Here is a 10,506-nt window from a genome sequence, read left to right as displayed (position 1 = left end):
GCTGGGCGCGGCGTTCGAGGGGATCTCGCACGTGCTTGTGGTGACGGGCGACCCGGAGCAGCTCTCCCGGGTGATCGCGGCGGGCTGGTCGCTCGCGGAACAGGCGGCCAAAGAAACCGGCGCGCGCGTCTTCGCGGATATCGGCGGCAACAACGCGGAAACCGCCCCCGGGGACTACCTGGCGGTCGCGGAACGGTTTCTGGAGCTCGGCGCGCGGGAATTCCTCTTTGAGACGCTCGCCTCCTTCGACGAGGTCCTGCCCGCGCTCGGGCTGATCCGGGATCGGGTCCCCGGCGCCGCGGTGTTCGTCTCCTTCGCGGTGTCCCAGGACGGCTATTCGCGCCGCGGCCACTACTGCCGCGTCCTGCTGGAGGCCGCGGAAAACTGCCCGCTGGTCGACGCCGCCGGTTTTAACTGCGCCTGCGGCCCGAGCCACATGGCGAACCTCCTGCGCAATCTCGGCCCGCGCCGAAAGCCGCTGATCGCGATGCCGAATTCCGGCTATCCCTCGTCGATCAACGGGCGCGTCCTGTTTGAGGATAACGCCGGGTACTTCGCGCAGAAGCTGGCCGCGCTCTATGAGGCGGGCGCGGAGATCCTGGGCGGCTGCTGCGGCACGACGCCGCGGCACATCGCGCTGGCCACGGAGGCGCTGGCCGCCGCGTCCCGTCCCGCGGGGACGGGACTGCCGGGGCCTTCGGTCCCCGGCCCGGGCGCTGCCGCGCCCGGCGGCGGCCGCCCCGGTGCGCGCCGCAAGACGATCGCGGTGGAGCTCGACCCGCCCTTCGACTACGACTGCTCCTTCATCCTCTCGGCCTCGGCCGAGCTCAGGCGCGGCGGCGTGGATTTCATCACGGTGACCGATTCGCCCCTCTCGCGCACGCGGGCGGACAGCCTGATGACGGCGGCCAAGATCAGGCGGGAGGCGGGGATCGAGGTGCTGCCGCACATCTCCTGCCGCGACAAGAACCACATCGCCCTGCGCGCGGGGCTGCTGGGCGCGGCGTTCGAGGGGATCTCGCACGTGCTTGTGGTGACGGGCGACCCGCCGACGCAGACCGAGACGCGCGGCAGGGACGGAGTGTTCCATCTGAGCTCCTTCGATCTCATCTCCTACGTCCACAGCATGAATTCCGAGGTGTTTTCAAAGGCGCCCTTTGTGATCGGCGGGGCGCTCAATGTGAACGCGGTCAATTTCCCGCGGGAGCTGGAACGCGCGAAGAAAAAGCTGTCGCTCGGCGCGTCGGCGCTCTTTACCCAGCCGATCTTCAGCGACGCGGCGGTGGAGAACTTTCTGACCGCGCGCAGGGAGCTGGACTGCCGGCTTTTTGCGGGGATCCTGCCGGTTGCGGGATATAAAAACGCCCTCTTCCTCATCAACGAGGTGTCGGGCATTGAGATTCCGCCCCGGGTGGTGGAGGCGCTCCGGGACAAGACGCCGGAGGAGGCCGCGAAAATTTCCATCGCCTACAGTGCGGGCATTGCCCGGCGGGTATACGACGCGGCGGACGGGTTTTACATCATGACCCCGCTGCGCAAAATTGCGATCGTGCAGGGGCTGATCGAAGAAATCAGGAGGGAAGAAACATGATCTTAATCGGAGAGAAGCTCAACAGCTCGATCCCCAAAACCATGGAGGCGTTTTCGGCGCACGACGAGGCGGCGGTGATCGGCCTGATTCAGGCGCAGGCGGACGCGGGCGCGGAATATCTCGACGTCAACACGGCGATCTGCGGAGGGGAGGAGCTCGCGGCGATGCTCTGGGTGGTCGCGCTCATCCGGGAGCACTCCTCCTGCGGCATCATGATCGACACGGCGGACCCGGCGGTGATGGCCCAGGCGGTGCAGGCCGCTGCGGGGACGCCGCTCATCCTCAATTCGGCGACGCTGACCGACCGGTTCGACGAGGTGACGGCGCTCGCCCATTCGAGCGGCGCTTCGGTGGTGGGCCTGCCGATCGACGGCGAGATGCCCCACACCCTCGAGGAGAAATGCGAGAAGCTCGCCGCGCTTGTGGAAAAGCTGCGCAAGGCGGGCCTCCCCGACGAGCGCATCTATGCGGACGTGCTCATCGAGACGCTGGCCACCGACGGCGCGAGCGCGAAGAACGCGGTGGGCGCGGTCCAGTTCATGGCGCAGAACTACCCGGACGTCAGGACGACCTGCGGGCTTTCAAACATCTCGTTCGGCCTGCCCCGGCGTTCCCTCATCAACAGCGCCTTCCTCTCGGCGGCGATGATGGCGGGGCTTTCGAGCGCGATCCTCGACCCGGTGAGCCCGGCGATGCAGGACGCGCTGGCCGCCGCGAAGGTGGTCGCGGGACAGGACGACTACTGCATGGACTACATCACCCACATCCGCGGCGGAGAACTGTAACAAGGAGGAATCGATATGATTCGTTTCAACCACTTCAATTTCAACGTCCTCGACCTGCAAAAGAGCCTCGATTTCTACCGCGAGGCACTCGAGCTGGCCCCCGTGCGGGAGAAAAACGCGGCGGACGGCTCCTTCAGGCTCGTCTACCTCGGCGACGGGGAGAGCGACTTCACCCTCGAGCTCACCTGGCTGCGCGACCGGAAGGAGTCCTATGACCTCGGCGAGCTCGAATACCACCTCGCGTTCGTAACAGACCGGTTCGACGAGCTGCACGAAAAGCACGCGCGGATGGGCTGCATCTGCTTTGAAAACCCCGGCATGGGCATCTATTTCATCCACGACCCCGACGGCTACTGGATCGAGATCGTGCCACAGAGATAAAGAAAGGGAGGCGGACCGTGAGGTCCGCCTCCCTTTTTGCCGCAGGCTCAGGGCAGCTCGGCGAAAATCGTCGTCGCATAGCCCTTGGTGACGCCGCCCCGCTCGGAGACATAGACGCCGATCCCCACATGGGTGAAGTTCGGCCGGATGATGTTGTCGTAATGGCTGGGGCTGTTCAGCCACCGGTCCATATAGAAGTCCGCCGAATAGGCGTTGTCGACGCTGGGGTCGTCGTACTCGGTCATGCAGAGGTTTTCGCCCGCCGCCGCGAACTTGACCGGCACGTCCTCGGTGATGACGGTGCTCCATGAATCCCCGTTGGGCCGGGTGTGGTCCCAGTGACCGGTCTTGCAGAGCTCCCGGCTGCGGATGCGCGCCGCCGACTGCAAATCGCCGTCCATCTTGACCGGGTCGAGCCCTTCGGCCTCGCGCTCCTCATTGATGAGCGCGAGCAGGTCCTTCTCCACCTCGCTGCGGAAGTTCATGCCCGAGACCTTTGTGGTGGTTTTCTGCGCGGCTTTCTGTTCCGCGGCTTCCTTCTCCGCCGCCTCTTTCGCGGCCTGCTCGGCGGCTTCCTTCGCGGCCTGTTCCGCCGCGGCCTGCTCGGCGGCTTCCTTCGCGGCCTGTTCCGCCGCGGCCTGTGCGGCTGCTGCCTGCGCGGCGGCCTGCTCCGCCGCCGCTTTCTCGGCCGCTTCCCGCGCGGCCTGCTCCGCGGCGGCGATCTCTTCGGGTGTGGGCGCCGGAGGCGCGATGGAGGAGACCTCCGCCGGTTCCGATGAGGCCGCTTCAGAGGAGGCTTCCGACGAAACCTCGGAGGAGGCGTCGGAAGAGACGGCCGAGGAGGCCTCCGAAGAGGAGATTTCCGAGGAAACGGCCTCGGAGGAGACGTCCGCCGGGGCGGGGTTTTCCGATTCCGCGGCGGGCGCGCCGCAGCCGGACAGCAAAACGAGAAACGCCACGAAGACGGCCAGTTTTTTCATATCCAGGACTCCTTTGGGAATGGAGTGCCGCGCACCCGGAAAAGGGGAGCGGTCCTGCTTTTATCCTAACACAAACTTCCACGCGGTTCAATGGAAGATCCCGTAATTTTTCCCCGGATACAAAACGTCCCCATCCGGTTGGGATGGGGACGTTTTTTAAGAAAAGGAGAGAAAGAAAAGGGAGGAGTAAGTTTGTTAAATATCTAACGTCTTTGTACGACTTTATCTTACCACCGGGGCGGGAAAAAATCAAGAGGAAATTGTTAAAAAAATATCATTTATTTGTGAAAAAACTGTGTCGCCCCGGCGCGGTTGAAAAAGACGCGCTGTGCATGTATAATGAAAGGCGGAAAAGAGCGAAAAAGGGGGATGCGCGGTGAAAAAGGTGCTGCTGCTGGCGACGGGGGGGACGATCGCGTCCCGGCCGGGCGAGAGCGGGCTCGAACCGGAGCGCGCGCCCGCCGAACTGCTGCGCGCGGTCGGTGAGCTGGAGCCGTGGTACGACGTCACCTACCGCGGCATCCTGAACCTGGACAGCTCGAACATCCAGGCGGAGGAGTGGCAGCTCATCGCGCGCAGCGTCTATGACGCGTTGGAGGATTATGACGGTATCGTCGTCACCCACGGCACCGACACGATGGCCTATACAGCTTCGGTCCTTTCCTTCATGCTCCAAAACCTGCAAAAGCCGGTCGTCCTGACCGGCTCCCAGCTGCCGGTCGGCACCCCGCTGTCCGATGCGCGCAGCAACCTCGCCACCGCGCTGGCCGCCGTGGACAGCGACGTGCGCGGCGTGAGCATCGCCTTCAACCACAAGATCATCCGCGGCTGCCGCGCCGTCAAGGTGCGCACGATGGGCTTCGACGCGTTCGAGAGCGTCAACAGCCCCGACCGCGGCGAAATCCTTGCGAGCGGCGTGCGCCTTTACGGACGCCGCCAGCCGCCCGCGGACGGTCCCTGCGTCCTGAAGGGCCGGCTATGCAACGACGTCTTCCTGCTCAAGCTCATCCCCGGCACCAACCCCCGCGTCTTCGACAGCCTGCTCGGCCTCCAATACCGGGGCGTGGTGCTCGAGGCGTTCGGCGCGGGCGGGCTCCATTTCATCCGGCGCGACCTCTCCGCCGAGGTGCGCCGCCTTGTGGAGAACGGCGTCTCGGTCGTGGTTTGCAGTCAGTGCCTCTATGAGGGCAGCGATTTTTCCATCTACGAGGTGGGCCGCAAAATCCTCGACACCGGCGTCATCCAGAGCCGGGACATGACCACCGAGGCCGCCGTCACCAAGCTGATGTGGGCGCTCGGCCAGACGGACGACCCCGCCGGGGTGCGGCGGATCTTTGAAACCAACTATGCGGGGGAGATCACCCTGTAAGGAGGAAGGATTTTTGGAACTGCTGTTTTCCTCGTCCACGGCGCTCATCGCGCTGTTCGCGGCGGTCTGCCTCCTCGGCGCGCTCCATCTCTGGCGCGACCGGATGCCCGCCGCCCTGCGCGTCGCGCTCGGAATCCTGCTCGTGCTCATCGTGCTCGGCTTTTTCGGCGCGCTCTGCTGGACGATCGCTACCGGCGGAAACCTTTAAAGGTTTCCGCCGGTAGCGGGACCCGGGGGGACCTTTCGGGAAAGTTCCCCCCCGGACCCCCTTCAAAGCGTTTGGTTCAGGCCGGCCGCCCCGCCCTTGGCCCTCCCGCCGTCCGTGCGGGAGGGCTTCTTTCGTGCCGCCGGACGGCTCGCCGGGGACGCGGGGGCGGCGGAAAACAACGCCCTCCGGGCGTTTGTGCGAAAGCTCCGCTTTCGCGCACGCGCGGCCCCGCCGCGCGGTTTTCCGCCCGCCCCGCCCCTTCCGCCGTACGAAGACACGGGTGGGGGGGCGGCTTTCGCGGCGCCCCCTCCCGGTTTTCACGCGGATTATTCCACGGTGACGCTCTTGGCGAGGTTGCGGGGCTTATCGACGTCGCAGCCGCGCAGGACGGCGGTGTGGTAGGCCAGCAACTGGAGCACAATCACACCGACGACCGGCATGAACAGGTCGTCGAGCGCGGGCAGGTCGAGCCGCTTGGAGTAGATTTCCGGATCGACCTCGAGCCCCTGCTTGCAGACGAGCAGGACGTCGGCGCCGCGGCTGTGCACCTCCTTGATGTTGCTGACCATCTTGGGCAGCAGCGTCTCCTGGGTGGCGACCGCCACGACCGGGACGCCCTCGGTGACGAGGGAGATGGTGCCGTGCTTGAGCTCGCCCGCCGCGTACGCCTCGCAGTGGATGTAGCTGATCTCCTTGAGCTTGAGGGAGCCCTCCATCGAGAGGGCATAGTCGAGCCCCCGCCCAAGGAAGAAGAGGTCGCGCAGCGATTCGTAGCGCTTGATGTACTCCTTGATCTCCACATTGAGGCCGAGCACATCCTTGGTGGTTTCGATGGCGTCCAGCAGGCCGGAGGTGAGCTCGCGCGCCCGCGCGTCGTCGACGGCACGGTTGGCGAGCGCAAGCCGAATGGCGATGAGGTACATCACCGAAAGCTGCACCGAATACGCCTTTGTGGAGGCGACGGCGATTTCGGGGCCCGCGAAGGTGCGGATGACGTAGTCCGCCTCGCGCGCGATGGACGAGCCGGTGACGTTGACGACGGCGAGGGTGGTCGCGCCGCGTTCCCGCGCGAGGCGCAGGGCCGCGAGGGTGTCGGCCGTCTCGCCCGACTGGGAGATGAGCAGCACGAGGGAGTGCTTGCCGAGGATGGGATCACGGTAGCGGAACTCGGACGCGATGTCGCACTCGACGGGGATGCGCGCCAGCCGCTCGATGAGGTTTTTCCCGATCATGCCCGCGTGCATGGCGGTGCCGCAGGCCACAATGGAGATCGTGTCGAACTGCCGCCAGAACCCCTCGGGGATGTCGTCCTGCGCCTCGAAGGAGGGCAGGCCGTCGGAGATACGCGGATGCACCGTGTCGGCGAGCGCGCGGGGCTGCTCGTAGATCTCCTTGAGCATGAAGTGGTCGTAGCCGCCCTTCTGCGCCTGCTCGACCGACCATTCGGCGGTCAGCATCTGGAGCTTTGCGGGGGAGCCGTCCGGCTCGAAGAGGGAGATGCCCTCCCGGTCGATGCGCACGATCTGTTTTTCCCCGATCAGCGCGTAGCGCCGGGAATAGGGCAGGATGGCGGGGACGTCGGAGGCGATGAAGGTCTCTCCCTCGCCTGCCGCCGCGATAAGGGGGCTGCCCAGCCGGGTGGCGTACACCTCGCCGGGGCGGTCCGCGAAGAGGATCGCAAAGGCGTAGGAGCCCTCGAGGATGGCCTGCACCTCGGAGATCGCGGCGATGGGGTCCCCGTGGTAGAGGGAATCGATGAGCTTCGCGGCGACCTCGGTGTCGGTGCGCGAGAGGAAATCATACCCCTCGCCGAGCAGCCTGGAACGCAGCTGCTGATAGTTTTCGATGATGCCGTTATGCACCAGCGAAAGCTTTTCGGTGGCGTGGGGGTGGGCGTTTACGTCGGAGGGCTCCCCGTGGGTGGCCCAGCGGGTGTGCCCGATGCCGCAGCCGCCCGCCAGCCCGGGATGCTCCGCCTTCAGCCGGTCGGCCAGGTTTTGCAGGCGGCCCTTCGCCTTGACGGTGACGATGCCGTCTCCGTCAAAGACCGAGACGCCGGCGGAGTCGTAGCCGCGGTATTCCAACCCCGAAAGGGTATCAAGAAGGACGCTGACGGCTCTTTTGCCGCCGGCGTAACCAACAATTCCGCACATAGGTACCTTTCTTTCCCGCGCGGCAATCCGTTCTGTAAAGGGCCCCGTCCGCGCCGCGCGATGCGGCCGGGCGCCCGGTGAAAATTTCAGATTCGACTTCCTGCCCTCCTGCCTGTCGATCCGGTTGCCCGGAAGTTTTCAGGATGGCTGCGCTCGGAAGCAAAACGGGGAGGCACCCGCCGAACAATTTCGATTAACCTCCCACCTCGTCAACCGCCGGAGCGGTTCTGGCGCTTGCGTATAACGGTCTTGGCTGTCTGTCACCTCCCTGCGTAAAATTTCCCCTGCCCTCCTTTCCGATGATTTACTGGAATTATAGCAAACTTCCCCTGGAAACACAAGCAATCCATTCTATGCGGATTTACGCGCGGATGCTACAAACGGCGTGGATTTTGCGGGGAAACCGTGTTAAAATGGGAGGGAATCTGAAAGAAACCGGAGGCGGGAGGATGGTCTATCTCATCGAAGCGGGGGAGCTGCGCCCCGACCGGCCGGACGCGGCGGGAAAACGGGTGTGCGTCACGGATTTTTCCGCGCTGGCAGAGGCGGCCGGGGTCCTCGGGGAGGATGTGCACATCCTTGAAGGGTGTCTGCGGGGCGGGATGTCCAAGTACGAAAGCCATGAACGGTTTGATTACCTTTCGGTGTCTGTGTGCGACGCGCGCGACCCGCTCGCGCCGCCCGTGCGCCTGTGCGCCTTCCTGACAAAGGACGCGCTGGCGATCCTGTCGGACGGTACGGGCGAGACGGGGAAGGCGCTCGCCGGGCTCTGTGTGCCGGGGACGCGCTACGGGGAACCCGCCCGGCTGATCTGCGCCTGCCTCGACCGGCTCACCGCCGACGACTATCTCGCGCTTGAATCGATCGAGCGGGAGGTCACGGGGCTGGAGGAGGCGCTGCTTTCCTCCCGGAATCATGACTATTGCATCAGGGAGATCGCCGGACTGCGCCGCCGCCTGATGGCGCTCAAAAGCTATTACGAGCACCTGATCGCCATCTGCGAAGGGGTGCGGGAGAACGAAAACGGCGTGGCGGACAAGCATACGCTGCGCGCCTTCCGCCTGCTGGAGCAGCGGGCGGCGCGGCTGGGAAACAGCGTACTCAACCTGCGCGACTATGTCACCCAGGTGCGCGAGGCGTACCAGGCGCAGGTGGACATCGACTTGAACAAGATCATGAAGGTCTTTACCGTCATCACGGCGATCTTCCTGCCGCTGACACTCGTAGCGGGCTGGTACGGCATGAATTTCAAGATGCCCGAATACGGCTGGCGCTTCGGCTACCCGCTGGTGATTGCGGGGAGCCTTATGGTGGTGGCGGCGCTGCTCATTTACTTCAAACGGAAAAAATGGTTTTAAGGGAGGCGGATGGATTTGCTGATCGATCTGAGCGTCAAGGTGACGCGCCAGGCGGACAAGGACGCGCACGGGAATGAGAAGCAGGTGTCCTTCGGGCATCTGGGGACCCACTTCGACGTGATGGACAAGGAGTTCCCGCTCGCGTTCACCCGGCGGGAGGGCATCGCGTTCGACGTGTCGGACGTGGAGGGGCGCGACATCGGGACGCGGGACGTCGACCTCGCGCCGGTGGAGGCGGGGATGTTCGCCGCTTTCCGTACCGGCTTCATCGAGCGGGAACCCTACGGCACCCGCGCCTATTTCACCGGGCATCCGCAGCTTTCCGACGCGCTCATCGACGCGCTGCTGGAAAAGGGCGTGTCGATCATCGGCGTCGACTGCGCCGGTGTGCGGCGCGGCGGAGAGCACACCCCCAAGGACCAGTACTGTGCCGACCGGGGGGTGTTCATCATTGAAAACCTCTGCAATCTCGGAGAACTGCTCGGCGGGGAGAAGACGGCGCGGTTTGTCGCACGGACCTTCCCGGTCAATTTTGACGGGATGACCGGTCTGCCCTGCCGGGTGGTCGCGGAGGTGGACGATGGTTGACATCAACCGCTGGACGGCGGATTTTATCGATAAGCTGCGCGCCGAGTTCGGGGAACGCCTGCGCTTTGCGGGGCTGCAGGGGAGCTACCGGCGCGGGGAGGCCACCGAGAAGAGCGACATCGACATGGTGGTCGTGCTCGACGGGCTGACGCCCGCGGACCTTTCGCGGTACCGTGCGCTCGTCCGGGAGATGCCCGAGGCGGACAAGGCCTGCGGCTTTCTCTGCGGGACGATGGAATTGCAGGCATGGCCCGCGCATGACCGTCTTCAGCTCTGGTACGACACCCGCCCTCTGTTCGGGAGCTTGGACGGGCTCGTTTCGCCGCCCGGCGGCGGGGACGTGCGGCTCGCTCTGCGCGTGGAGGCGGCCAACCTCTACCACGCGGCCTGTCACAGCTATGTATTCGGAAGCGCGGACGACCTGCCCGCGCTGGAAAAGGGCGCGTTTTTCCTGCTGCGCACAAAATGTCTCGCAAAGACCGGAATCTATGCCGCCGACCGCCGGGAGCTCCGCTCCCTGGCCGGGGAGGAGGGCCGCGCGGTGCTGGAGGCGCGGGGCGCCGCCGATGAACGGTTTGCGCGCCTCATCGGCTGGTGCGCGGGGATTCTGGAGCATTTGGAGCCCGCCCCATAGGAGGATTCTTAGGATTTTCGCCCCGGGTGATTTGGATTTGCCGCGCTGCGCCCGGCGGGGCTTCTTCTTAGGTTTTCCGCCCGGGGGACGGAAGGCTTTTTTCGCGCCCCTCCGGGGCGCTCCAGATGTGCCGCCTTTGGCGGCGGGGATTGCCGGGACCCGCCCCGGCGGGCGGGCCGACTTCTTGCGCGCCCAAGAAGTCGGCGGAAGAAGGGCGCTCAAGGGGGGCTCACTTGAAGAAGGTGGGGGCGCAAAGCTCGCCCCCCTTGAGAATCCCCCCACCGCTCACGTCCAGCCAGCCGCGAGTAGAAGGCTGGTACCGCTACACCCAATAATCCTGCTGTCGGATGGCTCGCCGAGGACACACGGCGGAAAACAACGCCCGTTCCGGGCGTTCGCGCGCCCTGCGCGCGTGCGCGGCGTAGCCGCGCAGTTTTCCGCCTCCCCGTGGGCGCTGCG

10 protein-coding genes are annotated in these 10,506 nt (G+C 65.4%); 8 read left to right on the top strand and 2 right to left on the bottom strand.

Annotation, left to right across the window (positions count from 1 at the left end):
• The 3 genes from RCI06_RS03975 to RCI06_RS03965 form a co-directional block, all read left to right on the top strand.
• Window positions 1-1,591, top strand: a 1,591-nt coding sequence (locus tag RCI06_RS03975) for a methylenetetrahydrofolate reductase (protein WP_306574434.1), incomplete at its 5' end; no start/stop codon positions are given.
• The gene (locus RCI06_RS03970) at window positions 1,588-2,376 is read left to right on the top strand and encodes a dihydropteroate synthase (RefSeq protein ID WP_101549834.1); all 789 of its coding nucleotides are present in this window, start codon (window positions 1,588-1,590) and stop codon (window positions 2,374-2,376) included. The genes RCI06_RS03975 and RCI06_RS03970, both read left to right, overlap by 4 nt.
• A 15-nt stretch (window positions 2,377-2,391) precedes the next feature.
• Window positions 2,392-2,757 (top strand): VOC family protein, encoded by a 366-nt coding sequence (locus RCI06_RS03965; protein WP_306574432.1) that lies wholly within the window; start codon window positions 2,392-2,394, stop codon window positions 2,755-2,757.
• A gap of 47 nt (window positions 2,758-2,804) precedes the next feature.
• Here the strand turns inward: RCI06_RS03965 and RCI06_RS03960 are convergent, their stop codons facing one another.
• Window positions 2,805-3,737, bottom strand: a complete 933-nt coding sequence (locus RCI06_RS03960) for a CAP domain-containing protein (RefSeq protein ID WP_306574431.1) — start codon at window positions 3,735-3,737, stop codon at window positions 2,805-2,807.
• A 376-nt stretch (window positions 3,738-4,113) separates the two neighbouring features.
• Here RCI06_RS03960 and RCI06_RS03955 point away from each other — a divergent pair, with 376 nt between their 5' ends.
• Entirely contained in the window at window positions 4,114-5,106 is a 993-nt protein-coding gene (locus RCI06_RS03955) for an asparaginase (RefSeq protein WP_306574429.1), read from the top strand.
• Between the two features lie 13 nt (window positions 5,107-5,119).
• Window positions 5,120-5,314, top strand: a complete 195-nt coding sequence (locus RCI06_RS03950; RefSeq protein ID WP_101549842.1) for a hypothetical protein — start codon at window positions 5,120-5,122, stop codon at window positions 5,312-5,314.
• A 326-nt stretch (window positions 5,315-5,640) separates the two neighbouring features.
• On the opposite strand, the gene glmS is transcribed toward RCI06_RS03950, so the two are convergent.
• Entirely contained in the window at window positions 5,641-7,467 is a 1,827-nt protein-coding gene (gene glmS, locus RCI06_RS03945; protein WP_306574427.1) for a glutamine--fructose-6-phosphate transaminase (isomerizing), read from the bottom strand.
• A 449-nt stretch (window positions 7,468-7,916) separates the two neighbouring features.
• On the opposite strand from glmS, the gene RCI06_RS03940 reads away from it, so the two are divergent.
• Genes RCI06_RS03940 through RCI06_RS03930 form a run of 3 tightly spaced genes read left to right on the top strand, consistent with a single transcriptional unit; the run spans window position 7,917 to window position 10,047 of the window.
• Window positions 7,917-8,825 carry a CorA family divalent cation transporter gene (locus tag RCI06_RS03940; RefSeq protein WP_306574425.1) on the top strand — a complete coding sequence of 303 codons (909 nt, stop codon included), beginning with the start codon at window positions 7,917-7,919 and terminating at the stop codon, window positions 8,823-8,825.
• A gap of 15 nt (window positions 8,826-8,840) precedes the next feature.
• Complete coding sequence (locus RCI06_RS03935; protein WP_306574422.1) at window positions 8,841-9,413, top strand: cyclase family protein; 573 nt, start codon at window positions 8,841-8,843, stop codon at window positions 9,411-9,413.
• A complete protein-coding gene (locus RCI06_RS03930; RefSeq protein ID WP_306574420.1) occupies window positions 9,406-10,047 on the top strand; it encodes a nucleotidyltransferase family protein in 642 nt (213 codons plus the stop codon). The genes RCI06_RS03935 and RCI06_RS03930 overlap by 8 nt, the downstream gene beginning before the upstream one ends.
• Window positions 10,048-10,506 lie beyond the last annotated feature (459 nt).

Origin of the sequence: Anaerotruncus massiliensis (ex Togo et al. 2026), from assembly GCF_030825285.1 — a bacterium.
Lineage (GTDB): Bacteria > Bacillota > Clostridia > Oscillospirales > Ruminococcaceae > Anaerotruncus > Anaerotruncus massiliensis.
Note: the sequence above shows the minus strand (reverse complement) of the source record. Positions and strands in the feature narration are given on the sequence as shown.

Coding starts and splice junctions, on each gene's coding strand:
- RCI06_RS03970 (WP_101549834.1), top strand. CDS start 1,588: ATGATCTTAATCGGAGAGAAGCTCAACAGCTCGATCCCCAAAACCATG.
- RCI06_RS03965 (WP_306574432.1), top strand. CDS start 2,392: ATGATTCGTTTCAACCACTTCAATTTCAACGTCCTCGACCTGCAAAAG.
- RCI06_RS03960 (WP_306574431.1), bottom strand. CDS start 3,737: ATGAAAAAACTGGCCGTCTTCGTGGCGTTTCTCGTTTTGCTGTCCGGC.
- glmS (WP_306574427.1), bottom strand. CDS start 7,467: ATGTGCGGAATTGTTGGTTACGCCGGCGGCAAAAGAGCCGTCAGCGTC.
- RCI06_RS03940 (WP_306574425.1), top strand. CDS start 7,917: ATGGTCTATCTCATCGAAGCGGGGGAGCTGCGCCCCGACCGGCCGGAC.
- RCI06_RS03930 (WP_306574420.1), top strand. CDS start 9,406: ATGGTTGACATCAACCGCTGGACGGCGGATTTTATCGATAAGCTGCGC.